This window comes from Mesorhizobium sp. PAMC28654 (genome assembly GCF_020616515.1).
Classification (GTDB): domain Bacteria; phylum Pseudomonadota; class Alphaproteobacteria; order Rhizobiales; family Rhizobiaceae; genus Mesorhizobium.
Genome location: NZ_CP085135.1, coordinates 1,282,825 through 1,301,135, shown reverse-complemented (window position 1 = coordinate 1,301,135; position 18,311 = coordinate 1,282,825). Strand labels below are relative to the sequence as shown.

The 18,311-nt window shown below is 61.3% G+C and carries 13 protein-coding genes; 9 read left to right on the top strand and 4 right to left on the bottom strand.

Annotated elements, in window-relative coordinates:
* Positions 1 to 17: 17 nt before the first annotated feature.
* Positions 18 to 1,409: a M48 family metalloprotease gene (locus LGH82_RS06595; protein ID WP_227347762.1), complete on the bottom strand. Its 1,392-nt coding sequence runs from the start codon at positions 1,407 to 1,409 to the stop codon at positions 18 to 20.
* 216 nt (positions 1,410 to 1,625) lie between these two features.
* Between LGH82_RS06595 and LGH82_RS06590 the strand changes: the two genes are divergently transcribed.
* Both LGH82_RS06590 and LGH82_RS06585 read left to right on the top strand, forming a co-directional pair.
* Complete coding sequence (locus LGH82_RS06590) at positions 1,626 to 2,774, top strand: pyridoxal phosphate-dependent aminotransferase (protein WP_227347761.1); 1,149 nt, start codon at positions 1,626 to 1,628, stop codon at positions 2,772 to 2,774.
* Positions 2,775 to 2,776: 2 nt separating this feature from the next.
* The gene (locus LGH82_RS06585) at positions 2,777 to 3,706 is read left to right on the top strand and encodes a glutaminase (protein ID WP_227347760.1); all 930 of its coding nucleotides are present in this window, start codon (positions 2,777 to 2,779) and stop codon (positions 3,704 to 3,706) included.
* Positions 3,707 to 3,810: 104 nt separating this feature from the next.
* On the opposite strand, the gene LGH82_RS06580 is transcribed toward LGH82_RS06585, so the two are convergent.
* Positions 3,811 to 6,753, bottom strand: coding sequence for an Rne/Rng family ribonuclease (locus tag LGH82_RS06580; RefSeq protein ID WP_227347759.1), 2,943 nt, complete (start codon positions 6,751 to 6,753; stop codon positions 3,811 to 3,813).
* A 653-nt stretch (positions 6,754 to 7,406) separates the two neighbouring features.
* Between LGH82_RS06580 and LGH82_RS06575 the strand changes: the two genes are divergently transcribed.
* The 7 genes from LGH82_RS06575 to LGH82_RS06545 all read left to right on the top strand — a co-directional run bounded on the left by LGH82_RS06575 (position 7,407) and on the right by LGH82_RS06545 (position 15,045).
* Positions 7,407 to 8,669: an N-acetylmuramoyl-L-alanine amidase gene (locus LGH82_RS06575; protein ID WP_227347758.1), complete on the top strand. Its 1,263-nt coding sequence runs from the start codon at positions 7,407 to 7,409 to the stop codon at positions 8,667 to 8,669.
* A gap of 213 nt (positions 8,670 to 8,882) precedes the next feature.
* Complete coding sequence (locus LGH82_RS06570; protein WP_227347757.1) at positions 8,883 to 11,339, top strand: penicillin-binding protein 1A; 2,457 nt, start codon at positions 8,883 to 8,885, stop codon at positions 11,337 to 11,339.
* 121 nt (positions 11,340 to 11,460) lie between these two features.
* A protein-coding gene (gene prfB, locus LGH82_RS06565; RefSeq protein WP_227347756.1) for a peptide chain release factor 2 occupies positions 11,461 to 12,592 on the top strand; the annotation gives its coding sequence in 2 pieces (ribosomal slippage) (positions 11,461 to 11,526 and positions 11,528 to 12,592; 1,131 coding nt in all).
* 81 nt (positions 12,593 to 12,673) lie between these two features.
* Complete coding sequence (locus LGH82_RS06560) at positions 12,674 to 13,111, top strand: GFA family protein (protein WP_227347755.1); 438 nt, start codon at positions 12,674 to 12,676, stop codon at positions 13,109 to 13,111.
* Between the two features lie 176 nt (positions 13,112 to 13,287).
* Positions 13,288 to 13,665: a hypothetical protein gene (locus LGH82_RS06555; protein ID WP_227347754.1), complete on the top strand. Its 378-nt coding sequence runs from the start codon at positions 13,288 to 13,290 to the stop codon at positions 13,663 to 13,665.
* A gap of 192 nt (positions 13,666 to 13,857) precedes the next feature.
* Positions 13,858 to 14,226 carry a GFA family protein gene (locus LGH82_RS06550; protein ID WP_227347753.1) on the top strand — a complete coding sequence of 123 codons (369 nt, stop codon included), beginning with the start codon at positions 13,858 to 13,860 and terminating at the stop codon, positions 14,224 to 14,226.
* A 168-nt stretch (positions 14,227 to 14,394) separates the two neighbouring features.
* Complete coding sequence (locus LGH82_RS06545) at positions 14,395 to 15,045, top strand: OmpA family protein (protein WP_227347752.1); 651 nt, start codon at positions 14,395 to 14,397, stop codon at positions 15,043 to 15,045.
* Between the two features lie 75 nt (positions 15,046 to 15,120).
* Here the strand turns inward: LGH82_RS06545 and LGH82_RS06540 are convergent, their stop codons facing one another.
* Positions 15,121 to 16,701, bottom strand: coding sequence for a DEAD/DEAH box helicase (locus LGH82_RS06540; protein ID WP_227347751.1), 1,581 nt, complete (start codon positions 16,699 to 16,701; stop codon positions 15,121 to 15,123).
* A 192-nt stretch (positions 16,702 to 16,893) separates the two neighbouring features.
* Complete coding sequence (locus tag LGH82_RS06535) at positions 16,894 to 17,667, bottom strand: NAD kinase (RefSeq protein ID WP_227347750.1); 774 nt, start codon at positions 17,665 to 17,667, stop codon at positions 16,894 to 16,896.
* Positions 17,668 to 18,311 lie beyond the last annotated feature (644 nt).

The following is an 18,311-nucleotide window of genomic DNA, read 5'->3' as shown; positions in this document are numbered from 1 at the left end:
CATCGCCGGATGGTTCACTAGATTTTGCCTGGCGGCGTGTAATTTATAATGTCCTGCGCGCGAAGCCAGTCTGGCTCTCCGCGCTTGAGCGTCTTCTGCGCCCGCATTGCGAAGATTTTAGCATCCTTGTAGTTGCCGGAATAGAAATGTCCTTCGGCGGTCGCGAGTTCGGCCGACGTGACGTTGCCAAGCTCGCCATAGGCCTGCGCCAGATAGCGGTATCCATCGGCGTTTTCCTTGTCACGCCCAAGACCATTGTTGATCTGCGCCACCGCCTTCTTGAGGGAATCAGGCGTTCCGACGGCCATAAGCGCCTGACCATAGGAAACGGGCAGCAGTCCGGACCGAGCAGGGTCGAGACTGACCGCCTTGGCATAGGCTTCCGCGGCATCCTTCGGCTTGTTTGCCTTCATCAGGATGTCGCCGCGCAACTCCTGGAAATAGGGGTTCTTCGGTTGTGTCTTGATCAGGGCGTTGGTCTTGGTCAGCGCGGCCCCCAGATTGCCGTAGAGATAGGTCACTTGTGCATCGCCATATTGCGCGGCGAGGCTGCCCGGCATCTTGCGTACCAGCCGCGACAGGGCGGCCTGACCTTCCATGTAGGCGGCAATCTTGACGCGCATCATGTCGTGCCGCTGCTGCAGCGCAGGTGGGTCGACCTTGTCGATATAGGGGCTCTGCTTCACCAGCACTTCGAGGTTGGCTATACGTTCCTGCGGCATCGGATGGCTAATCCGGTATGGATCGATCTGCGTGCCCGACAGCGAGAGCGCGCTCTGGAAGCGAGCGAATGTTTTCAACATGCCCATCCCAGATTGGCCGGTGGCATTGAGGTAGGTGATCGCCGACCGGTCGGCCGTGACCTCTTCGCCGCGCTGATAGGCCAGAATGCTCCGCTGCGCCATTTCGCCACCGCCGGCTGCCACCCCCATGCCGGCGCCGGCAAGGCCCCGGTTGTTGGTGGTCGCGCCGGCGACGATCGCGCCGGCACCGAGCAACGTTGCGATGATGGCCATCGTCTTGGCGCGTTCGAGCTGTTCGCGCAGCTTCTGCTGATGGCCGCCAGCGATGTGGCCGGCCTCATGGGCGATGACGCCGATGATCTCGTTTGGCGTTTCAGCCGCCATCAGCGCCCCGGTGTTGATGAACATGCGGCGCCCGGTAACGAATGCGTTGAAGCTCCTGTCGTTGACCAGCACGATATCGATGCCGTCATTGGCAAGGCCGGCCGCCTTGAAGATCGGCCGCGCATAGTCGCGCACCAGCGCCTCGATCTCGGCATCGCGAATAACCGGCACATTTTGCGCAAAGGCATTGAGCGTGCCGGCCAACGCAACGGCAGCGGCAAGCGAAAGGGTCGCGAAAACGCGCGCTGCCTTGGCGATCGCTGATTTGGGTCGGCTCAACATGACAAGTCCACTGGTAGACGAGCGGGCGAAAGATGAAAAGTCGGCACCGAAAACTTACTGAACTTGTGATCCCCATACCAATCGGGCATTTGTGCGGCGTGGCTGACCAACTTTGCACGGGCGGCCTGTGCGGCGCATGGCCAGGATTCTCCGGCCGCGATGCTCGAACGTGATGCGAATTCCGGATTCGCCGGACTGGCAAGGATACGAGGTCAAATGGTTGTTTCGCTTTCGCGCCGCGGCGAGGTCGAGCCGTTCCATGCCATGGATATCCTGGCCGAGGCCAACCGGCTGAAGTCCAAGGGCGTGCCGGTCATATCGATGGCTGTTGGCCAACCTTCGGACCCGGCGCCGGCACTGGTACGCGCGGCGGCCGCGAAGGCGCTTGAGGATGGCAGGATTGGCTATACCGACACACTCGGTCTCGCGGTCCTGCGCAAGGCAATCGCCGAGCACTATGGCGACCATTACGGGCTTGATGTCTCGCCCGGCCGGGTAGCCGTCACCACCGGATCATCGGCCGCCTTCAACCTGGCGTTCCTGGCCATGTTTGATCTCGGCGACCGCGTCGCCATCGCCGCTCCCGGCTATCCCGCTTATCGCAACATCATGGCCGCGCTTGGCATCGACGTGGTCGAGATCGAACTCGACGGCGCCGCCTATCTGCATGCAGACCATCTGAGAACCGCACACCGCGAAAAACCGTTGAAGGGCGTCTTGTTCGCCAGCCCTGCCAACCCGACCGGCGCGGTGATTGCGGCCGACGAATTGTCGGCGCTTGTACAGACGGCGAATGAACTCGGCATCGCCGTGATCTCCGACGAGATCTATCACCGGCTGGCCTATGCCGCGCCCGACACCACGGCGCTCGGCCATGGCGCGGATGTGACGGTGATAAACTCCTTCTCCAAATACTATTGCATGACCGGCTGGCGGATCGGTTGGATGGTGCTTCCGGTGGAACTGGTGAGGCCGGTCGAGCGCATCGCGCAGAGCCTTTACATCTCACCTCCGGAACTGTCGCAGATCGCGGCGATCGACGCCTTCAAGGCAACGCGGGAACTGGAGGCAGTGAAGGCACGCTACGCTGGGAATCGTGAGTTGCTGATGAAACGCCTGCCGGAACTCGGCTTCGCGCTGGCGGCGCCAATGGATGGCGCGTTCTATGCGTTCTGCGACGTCACCAGGCACACCAATGACAGCATGGCCTTCGCGCGAAAAATGCTGGCCGAAGCGCATGTCGCGGCGACGCCCGGGCGCGATTTCGATCCGTTGCAAGGACACAGAACCATGCGTTTCTCTTATGCCGGCAGCCATGACGACATGGTCGAGGCGATGACGCGCATCGAGCGTTGGTTGAGGTAACGATGCCGGAGCTCGAACAGGCCCTGGCCGAGGTCGCCGTTGAAATGGCGGAGCGGACCGATCGCGGAGAGGTCGCCAGCTACATACCCCAGCTCGGCAAGATCGATCCAAGGAAGTTCGGCATTGCCGCCGTCACCAATGACGGTCGCGTGTTCATGGCCGGCGATGCCGACCAGCCCTTCTCGATCCAGAGCATCTCGAAAGTCTTTACGCTGACGCTGGCGCTCGGCAATGTCGGCGATGCGTTGTGGAAGCGGGTGGGGCGTGAACCGTCGGGCAATCCGTTCAATTCGATTGTCCAGCTCGAGCACGAGAACGGCATTCCCCGCAATCCGTTCATCAATGCCGGCGCCATCGTCATTTCCGACATTCTGCTCGCGGGACATCAGCCACGCGAGGCGATCGGCGAGATCCTGCGCTTCATCCAGTTCCTGGCCGATGACGACACGATCATCATCGACCGCGAAGTCGCGGCCTCGGAACGCGCCACCGGCTACCGCAACTTCGCGCTTGCCAACTACATGAAATCCTTCGGTAATCTCCATCATCAACCGGATCTGGCGTTGGGCGTCTACTTCCACCATTGCGCCATCGCCATGAGTTGCCGGCAACTGGCCATGGCCGGCCGGTTCCTCGCCAATGGCGGCAAAAACCCGGCGACAGGACATTCGGTTGTGTCAGCGGAGCGCGCGCGGCGCATCGGCGCCATGATGCTGACCTGCGGCCACTATGATGGCTCTGGCGATTTTGCCTTTCGCGTCGGCATTCCCGGCAAGAGCGGCGTCGGCGGCGGCATACTGGGGATCGTGCCGGGCGTGGTTTCGCTTGCCGTATGGTCGCCAGGCCTCAACGCCAACGGCAATTCCAAGCTGGGATCGATGGCGCTGGAGAAACTGGCGAAGATGATGAACTGGTCGATCTTCGCGCCATAGTGACAGCTGTCGACCCACGGGCTCCAAAACGGAAAATCCCGCGCCATCTTTTGATGACGCGGGATTCTTTTTATTCAGAAAATCAAGTCAGGTAGTTGAAAGGCTTAGAAAAAGCCCTTCCGCTGCCACCAGCCGGCTCGCTTCGGCTTCTCTTCGGTCTTTTCCGCCGGTTGTTCGTCAACCGTTGATGACACCACCGGCCCCGCTGGGGCGTCAACGGCCGCGGGCTTGCGGCGCGATGCGCGAGGCGCCTTTGCAACGGGCCCCTCGGCTTGTCCTGCCGGCGTTTCCTCAACCGCCGGAGCGGCGACCTCAACCGGCGTTTCGGGCGCGGCCTCGATCACAGGCACCGGTTCGGCAACGACCTCCGCCGCCGTCTTCTTCGGCTTGGCGGCGCGGCGCGGCTTCTTAGGCTTCTCGGTGACCGGCGTGTCGTCATTGGCCGGCGCAAGCGCAACCGGCTCTTCGACGACGGGTACGCCGACTGCCGCTTCGTTTGCGACTACCTCGATTTCGGAGACGGTGCCCACGGAGACGGTGCCCACGGAGACATTGCCTTCCGAAACCTCCGCCACCTCGCCAGCGATTGCGTCTGCCTCGCCTTCGCCATCCTCGCGACGGTTGCGCTTCCCGCCGCGCTTTCCGCGTCGGCGCTTCTTGCCCTGACCATCATCCGAAGCTTCCACGGCTTCAGTGACGCCCACCTGTGCCTCGTCGTCCGATTCCGCCGGTTCGATGCTCTCATCGCTTGCGGTATCGGAAACGCCATCCGTCGGCGCCGAAATGGACTCACCGTCCATCGGTGCCCCATGCTCGCGGTCGCGATCCTTGCCACCGCGACGCCTGCGGCGCTTGCGACGCTTGCGGTCGCGGCCTTCGCCATCCTCGCCGGATCTTGGCTGCTGCGGCTGCTGGGCCTGACGTGGCTGCTGCTCGGCCTGCACCGGAGCCTCGTCTTCCTCCTCCTCGATGACGATTTCGTCCTCGGGCTCCTCCGGCTCGACATAGGCCGGAAGGCTGCGCGCCTCGACGAAGCCTTCTGGCTTTTCGGCCAGCGCGCCGCGGAAAATCGCGTAGTGCTGGGCACCGACGCTGTCATCCGCTTCGACCGTGATGGTCAGGCCAAAGCGGCTTTCGAGCTCCACCAGCGTGCCTCGCTTGTGGTTGAGAACGTAGAGCGCGGTAGCCGCCGGCGTGCGCACGGTGATGTGGCTGCGCGAATCCTTGAGCAGGAATTCCTCGATCGCCCGCACCACCATGAGAGCAACGGAAGAATCGGACCGCACATGACCCGTGCCACCGCAATGCGGGCACGGCTTCATGGTCGATTCCAGCACGCTGGCGCGAATACGCTGGCGCGACATTTCCATCAGGCCGAAATGCGAGATCCGGCCGACCTGGATGCGGGCACGATCGTTCTTGAGGTGATCCTTCAGCCGCTTTTCGACGGAGCGGTTGTTGCGGTTCTCCTCCATGTCGATGAAGTCGATGACGATCAGGCCGGCAAGGTCGCGTAGCCGGAGCTGACGGGCGACTTCCTCGGCCGCTTCCAGATTGGTGTGAAGTGCTGTGTCCTCGATCGAGTGTTCCTTGGTGGAACGGCCAGAATTGACGTCGATTGCGACCAGCGCTTCGGTCTGGTTGATGATGATGTAGCCGCCGCTCTTCAGTGTCACCTGCGGCTGCAGCATGCGGTCGAGCTGCGCCTCGATGCCATTGCGCACGAAGATCGGCGTCGTGTCGCGGAACGGCTGAACCACCTTGGCGTGGCTCGGCATCAGCATGCGCATGAAGTCCTTGGCCTCGCGATAGCCTTCTTCGCCGGAGACAAGAATCTCGTCGATGTCCTTGTTGTAGAGGTCGCGCACCGAGCGCTTGATCAGACTACCTTCCTCATAGACGAGGGCAGGGGCGCTGGATTGAAGCGTGAGATTGCGCACGTTCTCCCACAGCCGCATCAGATATTCATAGTCGCGCTTGATCTCGGCCTTGGTGCGGCTTTCGCCGGCGGTGCGCAGGATGACGCCCATGCCCTGTGGCACTTCGAGGTCGGCAACGACTTCCTTGAGCCGCTTGCGGTCCTGCGCATTGGTGATCTTGCGCGAAATACCGCCGCCGCGTGCCGTGTTAGGCATCAGGACGGAATAGCGGCCGGCAAGCGACAGATATGTGGTGAGCGCCGCACCCTTGTTGCCACGCTCTTCCTTGACGACCTGCACCAGCAGAATCTGCCGGCGCTTGATCACTTCCTGGATCTTGTACTGGCGGCGCACCGGCTTGCGGCGGTTGCGCACTTCTTCCAGTGCATCCTCGGCGCCGACCGATTCGATCTCGTGGTCGTCCGGATGCGAGGACTGAACCTCCTCCAGCATGCCGCGATCATTGTCGGTGGAGGTGGCTTCGCCGTTCTGCTCCGAATGCGGGACGGCTTCGGAGATCACATCCGCGTCGACAGCCGCCGCGATGGACGTGGTTCCGTCTCCAGACTTCTCGGTCTCACCGTGATCGGCACCATCGTCGTCATGTGTTGATATCTCGGATGAGGTGTCCGCATTGTCGGAAGCAGCGTGGGCCTCTTCTGAAATGGCCTCCTCGCCGGCGTCGTTGTTCTCGCCATTTTCGTTGGAATCGGTAGCACCCGCGTCGCGCTTGTGCTCGCCGCGCTCACGGCTCTTGCCGCCACGGCGGCGTCCGCGCCGGCCGCGATCGCGGCTCTGGTGGTCTTCGCCTTCGCCGTCTTCGGCTTCCTCGTCTTCGGCTTCCTGCGCTTCAGCGCGCAGCAGAGCCTGACGATCTGCGACCGGGATCTGATAATAGTCGGGGTGTATTTCACTAAAGGCGAGGAAACCGTGACGGTTGCCACCGTATTCGACAAAGGCTGCCTGAAGGGAAGGTTCGACGCGCGTTACGCGGGCGAGGTAGATGTTTCCTTTGAGCTGCTTCTTGTCTTGTGATTCAAAGTCGAATTCTTCGATACGGTTACCGCGAACGACGACAACGCGTGTTTCCTCCGGGTGGGAGGCGTCTATCAGCATTTTGTTGGGCATTATTTCGTTTCCCCCCGGCAGCCATCAGCCTCAGCTTGCGGGACAAAGCCCGCTGCTGTGGGTCTGGTTGATTCTGGGTGCCGGATAATTGAATGTCCGCCGGCCGCCGCTTGAGCGCCATGGTGGTGCCGCCCGCAGCCGTAATGGCGCGGTTTGATGCGGACCTTTCCATGATTGCGCTTGAAGCCATCGTAACCAGCAGAACCTTTTGAACCAAAGCCCGGGAAAAACCGGACCAGCTTGTTTGCTCATACAGAGCCGGCACGGGACGATCCCGGCCGTTTTCCTCACGCAAGCGATTCCCCCGCCACGGGAGCACGCCTACGAAATTCGTCGCGATCACCTGAAGCCTTTTCGCGTGAAGCGAAAGGAGCCGCCTTTCATCTGACCTGTAGCAGTAAGCTGCGGAGGAGAGCGGTTCCAGGATTGCAGTGATCCACCATCGCTTTTATGATTTGGCGGGGTGGAAGGCAACCCCGATTTCCGATGCCGGCAAAAAGCAGTTCCGTTGCGGAAGCCAGGCTTCGATCCTGCGTGAAAAGGCTTGGTTAACCTTCTCTGGATACCAATCGTTAATCGAGTTCGCGGCGTAACCGGCACTTCGACGATACAGACCCGACTCAAGACGCCAAACCGGGAGCGACTGGAAAGAGATGGGACTGGCTGACTTCACAGACAAGGGTCGTCGTGTTGGAGGCTACGTCGCGCGCTTCATCCTTGCCTTGGTGGTAGTGTCGTTGTGCCTGGCCTTCTCGACTATTTCGCATGCGGCCGATGCACCACTGAAAGCGACCGGATACAAGATGGCGGGCGATGCCACCAAGATGCGCATCGTCATGAATTTTGACCGCGAGCCCAATCCGAAATGGTTCCTGCTGCGGGGCCCGAACCGTCTGGTCGTCGATCTTCAGAACACGAAATTCGCCCTCGATGCCAAGGACCTTAAGGCGCGGGGCCTGGTCAAGGCTGTCCGTCTTGGTGATCTGGGCGAGGGAGTGTCGCGGTTGATCCTGACCGGCAAGGGGCCGTTCGCTGTCGACAAGCTCGATGTCCTCAAGAACGATGATGGCAGCGGCTATCGGCTGGCCATCGAAATGTCGGCGGCATCCGAACGTGAGTTCGACGAAGCCCTGGCCAATCAGACATTGACCACCGGCTCGACCGTGTCGGCCGACAAGGGCGAGAGGGTCGGAAAAGGCCCGACGACCACCGCGGGCCATCGCTTCACTGTCGTCATCGATCCGGGCCATGGTGGTGTCGACGGCGGTGCTGAAGGGCTTAACGGCACGATCGAAAAGAACGTCACGCTGGCCTTCGCCACCGAGTTGCGGGACAAGCTCGCCGCGACCGGTAACTACAATGTGTTCATGACTCGCGACACGGACGAGTTTCTTCGGTTGGACGACCGCGTCCGCATTGCCCGTCAGCACGAAGCCGACCTGCTGATTTCGATCCATGCCGACACCATCAGCGTCAAGGGCATTCGCGGCGCCACAGTCTACACCGTATCCGACAAGGCGTCCGATCCGCAGGCGCAGGCGCTTGCCGATCGTGAGAACCTGTCGGATCAGTTCGCCGGGATGGAGATCAAGGACGACAACAAGGAAGTGACGGATATCCTGATCGACCTGATCCGTCGCGAGACCCACAGTTTTTCGATGAGTTTTGCTCACACGCTGGTCGGCCAGCTTTCGACCAGCGTCGGGTTGATCAACAACCCGCAGCGTTCCGCGGGCTTCAGGGTGTTGAAGGCGCCGGACGTTCCCTCGGTCCTGGTCGAACTCGGATACCTTTCCAACGCAAAGGACGAGGCCCAATTGCTGGATGCCGACTGGAGAGGCAAGGCGGCACAGAGCATAACCAATGCCGTCGCCTTGTTTGCCGCCGCGAAGGCCGAAAATAGAGCTGGAGGGTGAGATGCCCAGCGCTGCCCACAACCGCGGGCAGCGTTGTATGACGACAACACCTGGCGCTTTTATTTTCGGCATTCCGGACCGAAATTGGCGATTGCCGTATTTTGTCCACATGGTCGCGACATGGGTTTTCCATTACGGATTGGGACCGTCTGGAAAGCTTGCGTGAAAGGCGGCTTCGTTTAGGAAAATCCCGAACCAAGGACTGGAGCGGGCATGATTCGTCTTATTGGCTATTTCTTCGGCATCGGCACGACGCTGGCCCTTTTGGTCGCGGCGGGCGTGGCGCTGTATATCAGCCATCTGTCGAAGGATCTGCCCGACTACGAGGTTCTGGCCAAGTACGAGCCGCCGGTGACGACGCGCATCCACGCATCGGATGGATCACTGATGGCCGAATACGCGCGCGAGCGGCGCCTGTATCTGCCGATCCAGGCCATTCCGGATCGCGTCAAGGCGGCGTTCATGTCCGCCGAGGACAAGAATTTCTATAACCATCCCGGCATTGACATTACCGGACTTGGCCGCGCCGTCATTGTCAATCTGCAGAACTTCGGCTCCGGCCGGCGGCAGGTTGGCGCTTCCACGATCACCCAGCAGGTGGCGAAGAACTTCCTGCTGTCGTCGGATCAGACCTATGAGCGCAAGATCAAGGAGATGATCCTGGCCTTCCGCATCGAGCAGGCCTATTCTAAGGATCGCATTCTCGAACTCTATCTCAACGAAATCTTCTTCGGCTTCGGCGCCTATGGCGTCGCGGGCGCCGCGCTCACCTATTTCGACAAGTCGGTGAATGAGTTGACCGTCGCGGAGGCCGCTTATCTGGCCTCGCTGCCGAAAGGCCCCGCTAACTACAACCCCTTCAAGCATGCGGACCGCGCGATCGAACGCCGCAATTGGGTCATCGACCAGATGGTCGCGAATGGCTACGTCACGCATGACGAAGGCGAGAAGGCCAAGGCCTCGCCGCTTGGCGTTACGCCGCGCCGCACTGGCACCTATCTGTTCGCAGGCGAGTATTTCACCGAGGAGGTGCGCCGCCAGATCATCTCGCGCTACGGCGAGAATGCGCTTTACGAAGGCGGCCTTTCCGTCCGCACGACGCTTGATCCAAAGATCCAGATCATTGCTCGCAAGTCGATGCAGAACGGATTGCTGAAATACGATACGCTGCGTGGTTATCGCGGGCCGGTGACGAATATCGATGTTTCCAGCGACTGGGGCGTCCCTCTGGGCAATGTCAAGGGATTGGAGGACGTGCCGGAATGGTCGCTCGCCGTAGTGCTGGAGAGCTCCGCGACCGGCCTGTCCATCGGCCTTCAACCGACCCGGCAGGCCTCCGGCGAGATCGTAAAGGAACGCGTCACGGGCACTGTCAGCAAGGACGACATGGGATTTGCCATGCGACATGTGGTCGACGGCAAGACCGTCAAGGCCAAGTCGCCGGCCGAGGTGCTGAAGCCGGGCGACGTCATCTTCGTGCAGAAGAACGATGGCGCGGATGGAACCTACAGCCTGCGCCAGATTCCGGAAGTGGAAGGTGGCTTGATCGCCATGGATCCGCACACCGGTCGTGTGCTGGCGATGGTCGGTGGCTTCTCCTACGCGCAGTCGGAATTCAATCGCGCCACCCAGGCCATGCGTCAGCCCGGTTCATCGTTCAAGCCGATCGTCTATTCGGCCGCACTCGACAATGGTTATACGCCAGCTTCGGTGATCATGGACGGGCCGATCACCATCCAGAGCGGCAACACGACGTGGACGCCGAAGAACTATGACGGCACGGTGGCTGGTCCGGCGACCTTGCGGTCCGGCATCGAGAAATCGCGCAATCTGATGACAGTGCGGCTCGCCAATGACATGGGCATGAAGCTGGTCGTCGAATATGCCGAACGTTTCGGCGTCTACGATCATCTGGCGCCCTATCTGCCGATGGCACTGGGCTCCGGCGAGACGACCGTCATGCGCATGGTGTCGGCCTATTCGATCATGGCCAATGGCGGCAAGTCGATCAAGCCGTCGCTGATCGACCGCATCCAGGACCGCTACGGCAAGACCGTGTTCAAGCAGGACGAACGCGGTTGCGAAGGCTGCAACGCGACCGAATGGCATAACCAGCCCGAGCCGGAACTGGTCGACAATTCCGAGCAGGTGCTCGACCCGATGACCGCCTACCAGATCACCTCGATGATGGAAGGCGTGGTTCAACGCGGCACCGGCGCCACGATCGGCGAACTTGGTCGCCATATCGCGGGCAAGACCGGAACGACCAACGACGAGAAGGACGCATGGTTCATCGGCTACACGCCGAACCTCGTTGTCGGCCTCTACATGGGCTATGACACGCCGCGTGGCCTCGGCCATGGCGCCACCGGCGGTGGTCTCGCGGCGCCAATCTTCAAGGACTTCATGCGGGTGGCGCTGGACGGCACACCCAATGTCGACTTCCAGGTTCCAGATGGCATGAAGCTGATCGCCATCAACCACAAGACCGGCATGCGTGCCACGGCGGGCGACCCCGGCACCATCATCGAGGCCTTCAAGCCGGGTACCGGACCCGCTGACAGCTATTGGGTTATCGGCATGGGCGCCGATGGCTCCAATGCGACAGGCGGTGCTCTGTCACCCCAGGCCAACCAAGCCATCCAGGACGGCGGCGGCGGCCTTTATTGACCTGAGATGCGTTTCAATGGGCCGGCACCAGCCGGCCCATTTCGCTTTACAGGCGCCGGTGCCATGCCTATGTATCGCGCCGATCAAGGCATCATTCTCCAACAGGACAGAACAGCAGCCCATGCGCGCGGAAACGCAGAATATTGTCGATGAAATCAGGCAGGCGATAACCCTGCTGAGGAGGCATCTTTGACTGGGATCAGGCCATAAAGCGGCTTGAATACCTCAATGTCCGCGCCGAGGACGCAAGCCTCTGGAACGAACCGCTGGAAGCGCAAAAGCTGATGCGCGAACGCCAGGGTCTCGAAGATGGCATCGCGGCGGTCAAGGGTTTCACCCAGGCGCTGGAAGACAATATCGGCCTGATCGAGCTTGGCGAGGAAGAAGGCGACGAGGGTATCGTGGCGGAGGCGGAAGCCGCGATCCGCTCAATGCAGGGCGAGGCGAAAGCACGCCAGGTCGAAACGCTGCTGTCGGGCGAGGCCGACGCCAACGATACCTATCTCGAAGTCCACGCAGGCGCCGGCGGCACGGAGAGCCAGGACTGGGCCTCGATGCTGCTGCGCATGTATACGCGCTGGGCGGAGCGCCGCCGCTTCAAGGTCGAGGTGCTGGAAGTGCATGACGGCGAAGAAGCCGGCATCAAGTCCGCAACGCTGCTGATCAAGGGCCACAATGCCTATGGCTGGCTGAAGACGGAATCGGGTGTCCATCGCCTGGTGCGTATTTCGCCCTATGACAGCAATGCGCGCCGCCATACATCCTTCTCCAGCATCTGGGTCTATCCTGTCGTCGACGACAGGATAGAGATCGACGTCTCTGAATCCGACGTGCGCATCGACACCTATCGCTCGTCTGGCTCTGGCGGCCAGCACGTCAACACCACCGATTCGGCCGTTCGCATCACCCATCTTGCCACCGGCATCGCGGTCGCTTGCCAGGCTGAGCGTTCGCAGCACAAGAACAAGGCCAAGGCGTGGGAAATGCTGCGCTCTCGACTCTACGAAGAAGAGCTGAAGAAGCGCGAAGCGGTGGCGAATGCCACGGAGGCGTCGAAGAGCGACATTGGCTGGGGGCACCAGATACGGTCCTACGTGTTGCAACCTTATCAGCTGGTGAAAGATCTGCGCACCGGCGTCGAGAGCACCAATCCATCGAGTGTGCTCGACGGCGACCTCGATGACTTCATGGAAGCCTCGTTGTCGCAGCGCATCGAGGGCGGCGCCGGCGAAGCCGTTGCGGATCTGGACTAGGACTGTCAAGCTCAGGGGCTTGGCTTGAGCCGAGCCCCGATGCACCCTGCAAAGCCGAGCTTCGGGGAGGATCAGCCGGTGATGAAGCTGCAAACAACCGGTCGCAAGCTTTCCGGAAAATGCCTGTGCGGTGCTGTCCAATACGCGGTGGCGGATGAGTTTGTCTACGCGGTCAACTGCCATTGCTCGAATTGTCGACGCACCACCGGCTCGGCCTTCAAGTCGATCGCTGGCATCGAGCGCCACAAATTTGCCCCCACCGAAGGTGAGGACAATCTTCTGATCTTCGGCGATCAAAACGGTCATGACGCGCACTGCAAGCTGTGTGGCTCGCTGCTCTATTCGCTCGTTCGCGAGGGAGCTTTCGTCCACGTCGCCATGGGAACGCTGGTAGACAGCCCGGCCATTCGACCAAGCAAGCACATCTTCGTTGGATCGAAGGCGCCGTGGTACACGATCACGGACGATCTCCCTCAATATGACGAGCATGCGATGGATTCCGGCCCCGCGGACGGATAGCCGGACGGCTCCTCGAACTCTTGCGCCGACTCATCAATCGGCTCACCATACGGGTGAGGGCAAAAGCATTTATGGCCGGGCGCGGCATATCTGCGAGCCGACGATCTGGCCACTGGGAAGACACGTTCCGGGAACGGGCAAGCGAAACGCTTGAACTCGTTTGAAAGGAACGTGACATGTCTGCTGCCACAATTCGACCGGCCAAAGCCGTTCAACCGGCTGGCCGACGCCTGTTTTTCCCGCTCGCGATCGGCGCGATCGCCCTGCTCACGCCAACTGCCTTCGCCCATGATGCAAAGCCAACCGCCGCTATGCCGCAAGGCTGGAGTTATCCATTTGCCTGCTGTGCGAACTACGATTGCCACGAGGTGCCGCAGGCATCGATCAGCGAGCGCCCCGACGGCTATGTCATCAAGGATACCGGAGAGGTGGTTGCCTACAGTGACAAGCGGGTCAAGAATTCGCCCGACGGCGAATTTCACTGGTGCGCCCATCAGGCGGGGCTCGACGCCGGAAAGACCATCTGCCTGTTTGTACCGCCGTCTTCCTTCTAGGCGAGGCGCGCTACCGGCTTGCGGTGCGTCCACTGAGCATAGTGGACGACCCTGGCCGCGCATGAGCCTATGGGGCTTGGATCATGCGCGAACGCAGTGAGCGGACGGAGTCTGCCGACAGACGGTTGTCAGGAGCATTTCTTTATGTTGCCCTTGCCCCACCGGCGGCGGGCAATTGTGAGGAACCGGGTCATGATCATCAAGGCAAGTTGCCACTGCAGGGCGACCACATTCGAGGTTTCGCAGGCGCCGCAAACCGTCACGCAATGCACATGCTCCTTCTGCTCCAAGCGCGGCTCCTTGTGGGCCTACTACACACCGTCACAGTTCAAGCTCACCAGCCCGCCCAAAAATGTCTCCTTCTATCAATGGGGTTCGAGAGCCGTGAAACACGGGTTTTGCGCCAAGTGCGGCTGCGGAACCTTCACCGAAACGCCAGACTGGTCGACAGGAGAGGCGGATTTCGACAACCCGAAGATCAGCGTGAATACCCGCCTGTTGGACGACTTCGATCTCGACAAGGTCGAACTGGTCGTCATCGACGGCAAGAATCTCTGGTAGCCACTTCTGACCGATTGACGTCGATCGCGCCGCGAATGGATTTCCGGTCGGGAAAAGCCAAGGCTGCTGCTTTTCCCGTTCCGTTTTTCGCCTTATTTCATGGTACAAGGCGTTGGAAGGGCTGATTTGGCGCGTCGCTAGCGACCGCGTTTTGAGAGGGACGATCCTATGAAAAAGACTGTGCTCGCCGTTGTGGCGACGGCTGTGCTTGTGAGCGCTTGCACCACCACCGACCCGTACACCGGAGATCAGAAGATCTCCAACACGGCTGCCGGCGCTGGCCTTGGCGCGCTTGCGGGTGCGGGTCTTGGCCTGCTCGCTGGTGGCAATGATCGCCGCAATGCGCTGATTGGCGCGGGCATCGGCGCGCTCGCCGGCGGCGCCATCGGCGCCACCATGGACCAGAACGAGGCCGAACTGCGCAGGCAGCTTCAGGGCACCGGCGTCAGCGTCACCCGCAGTGGCGACCAGATCATCCTGAACATGCCGTCCGACATTACCTTCAACGTCGATCAGGACGCTGTAAAGCCGGGCTTCTATCAGACCTTGAACTCCGTCGCCCTGGTTCTGAAGAAGTTCCGCCAGACCACGGTCGACGTTTTCGGTCATACCGATTCGACCGGTGGCGACCAGCACAATTTCGATCTGTCGCAGCGCCGCGCCTTGGCCGTGGCCAACTATTTGTCCGGCCAGGGCGTCGATCAGCGCCGCTTCGCTGTCACCGGCTTCGGCAAGACTCGTCCGGTCGCGTCCAATGCAACGGCGGAAGGTCGCGCTCAGAATCGTCGCGTCGAGATCCAGCTGTCGCCGCTGACCTGAGCAGGGCGGTATCCAATACAAAACGGCCCCGAGAGGGGCCGTTTTTCGTTTGGCTCTCTGAAAACCTGACCGCGCTCAGACCTTGGCGACGATTCGCATGAAGGCGGGCATGTCGTCTCCGAAGCCGACAGTGGCGTCATTGTCTTCCTGACGGTGGCGGGCAGGGCGGTTGTTTTCACGCTGCGGCCTGGTGTCACCGCGCTCCGGCGCGCGTTGTTCATTACGATCCGACGAAACCTTCCGTTCGGTATTCTCGGAGCGGATCGATTCCTTGCGCGCGCGCCGCTCGCCGATGTCCGCGACAGGGGCTTCGGCGACGACCGGTTGTTCGTCAAGCACTGCCTCTGGCGCCTGGTCTTCATTGCGCTTGGCGTGGCGTTCGCGCGGCTTGCGTTCGCCCCTGTCCTTGCTGTCGTCCTTGCGGCCGGCGCGGCGCGGCGCGCCTTTGCCACGACGCGGGGCTTCATCCTCGCTTTCGCTTGCCACCACCGTCGACAAGTCGCCGTCGTGCCACTCGATCTTGGTGCCGATCAGCCGCTCGATGGCGTCGATGTATTTCGTGTCCGATTTGGTCGCGATGGTGAAGGACTTGCCCGAACGTCCGGCACGACCGGTGCGGCCGATGCGGTGGACGTAATCCTCGGCATGGATCGGCACGTCGTAATTGAAAACATGGCTGACATCGGGGATGTCGAGACCGCGCGCGGCGACGTCCGAGGCAACCAGGTAGCGAAGCTTGCCGTCGCGGAAATTGGCCAGCATCTGCATGCGCGCGCGCTGGTCCATGTCACCATGCAGCGCGCCGGCGTCGAAATCATACTTCAGCAGCGAGCGGAACAGTTCCGACACTTCGATCTTGCGGTTGCAGAAGATGATAGCGTTTTTCAGCTCCGCGTCTTCGGCTCTGATCAGGTTGCGCAGCGTCTCGCGCTTGTCCCAGGGCTTCGAGCCGGATTTCACCAGCCGTTGTATAATGTTGGTGGCGGCGGACGCGGCTTTCGAAACCTCGACGCGCACTGGCGCGTGCAGGAACTTCTCGGTGAGCTTCGTGATTTCCGGCGGCATCGTCGCCGAGAAGAACAAGGTCTGCCTTGTGAACGGGATCATCTCGCAGATGCGCTCGATATCGGGAATGAAGCCCATGTCGAGCATGCGGTCGGCTTCGTCGATGACGAGGATCTCGACGCCGTTGAGCAAGAGCTTGCCGCGTTCGCGGTGGTCAAGCAGGCGACCGGGCGTCGCGATCAGCACGTCGGCACCGCGTTCCAGCTTCTTGTCCTGCTCATCGAAGGACACGCCGCCGATCAGCAGGGCGATGTTGAGCTTATGGTTCTTGCCGTATTTGACGAAGTTCTCTTCGACCTGGGCGGCAAGTTCGCGCGTCGGCTCGAGGATCAGCGTGCGCGGCATGCGTGCACGGGCACGGCCCTTTTCCAGCCGGGTGAGCATCGGCAGCACGAACGAGGCCGTCTTGCCGGTCCCGGTCTGTGCGATACCAAGCACATCCTTGCCGAGCAGCGCATGCGGTATGGCGCCAGCCTGGATCGGTGTCGGCTCGGTGTAGCCGGCATCGGTGACTGCGGAAAGGACCTTCGGCGACAGGCCGAGGTCTGCGAAGGTCAACGCTTCTTGAGCGGTCGTGGTGTCTGAGGACAAGTGTTGTTGTCTTTGGCTGGTTCGGGGAAGCGCAACGGCATCCGTCGCGGCAAGCGCCACGCGCCTGCAAGATTGGTATTGCGAATAGGCGCAAGCCCGCGATTTGTCAACAGAAACGGGCGGGATTGGCACGATTGTGGAGTCGTAACGTTAATCGCAATGCTTAATCTTCGTGCCTTTTGCTGCGTCGGCTCAGTAGCGGAACTGCTCGGCGAGAATGCGCTCGTTCCAGGAATGGTTGGGGTCGAACAGCAACGTCGCCGTCGCCGTCGGCGATTCCCGCACCGTTACCGAGGTCACGGCCTTGACTTCCGTGTGATCCGCGGCGGCGTTCACCGGCCGCTTTTCCGGCTCCAGAATGTCGAAGCGCACGGTCGCCTTGTTGGAGAGCAAGGCTCCACGCCAGCGGCGCGGGCGAAACGGGCTGACCGGGGTGAGGGCCAGCAACGGCGCATCGAGCGGCAGGATCGGCCCGTGCGCCGAAAGGTTGTAGGCGGTCGATCCGGCGGGCGTCGCGATCATGACGCCGTCGCAGCTCAACTCCTCAAGCCGCACCTGCTCATCGACCGTGATGCGGATCTTTGCTGTCTGGTAGGATTGGCGCCACAGCGCGACCTCGTTGATCGCCAGCGCCGAGATCGTTTCGCCCTCCGATGTCACCGCCAGCATCTCCAATGGACGGATCGTTTCGGCGACCGCGGCCGCGATTCGCTCCGCCAGGCCGCCGCTGCGATATTCGTTCATGAGGAAGCCGATGGTGCCACGGTTCATGCCGTAGACCTTCTTGTCCGTGCCCATCGTGTCGCGCAAGGTCTGCAACAGAAAGCCGTCGCCCCCTAGCGCCACGATGACGCCTGCCTCCTCGACGGATGTCTCGCCGTAGCGCGCCGACAGGCTTTCCCGCGCTGCCTTGGCATCGGCTGTATCGGATGAGACGAAGGCGAAACGGCTGGCGGCTTTGCTCATGGCTCCCGGATGGCGACCGGTTGCCTGGGTCGCGTCAGCGTCGGGTTAACATGAGCGAGGCACGTCTGCAAAGGGAGACGCTGTGCTGTCCCACACGGGCAAAGACGCCGGCGGAAGATGGACTTGCCGCTCGCGCTTCATGTCACTGCATGAGCGAATGTGATGACCGTGATGGTTAAGATGGAGCTTAAGCATTCGTAAAGCCGCATCGATCATGTTAGCCGACAGTGCATGGGTAGCGTGGGGCCTAGCCAGTCGAGGCTGATCTATTGCCGGTGACACGTCTGATCATCGTTTTCCTGATGTTGGGAAGCTTCGCGCTGGTCTTTTCGGAATTGGTGCGCCAGTCCGAGGAGATGAGCTTCAGGCCTCAGCCAACTGCCTCGCGCTGCGGCGACGCGGTGGGAACGCCATGCCCGCAACGGGCACTGTAAGCTGGCAAAATACAGCTGATCACCATGATCGTGAAGGCCGGCCGCAGCGGCTCAAGGGTTTGATCTAGCCGCTAATTCCTGCACAATATGCTCCCCCAGGGACTTCTTTCCTGGCGATGTCGTTGGCGCGCCATGCCCATCTCCAGTCCAGCAAACCATGCTCGGCAAAATCCGGCTCGCGCGTTGCAATCACAGCGCGTAGCAGCGTAG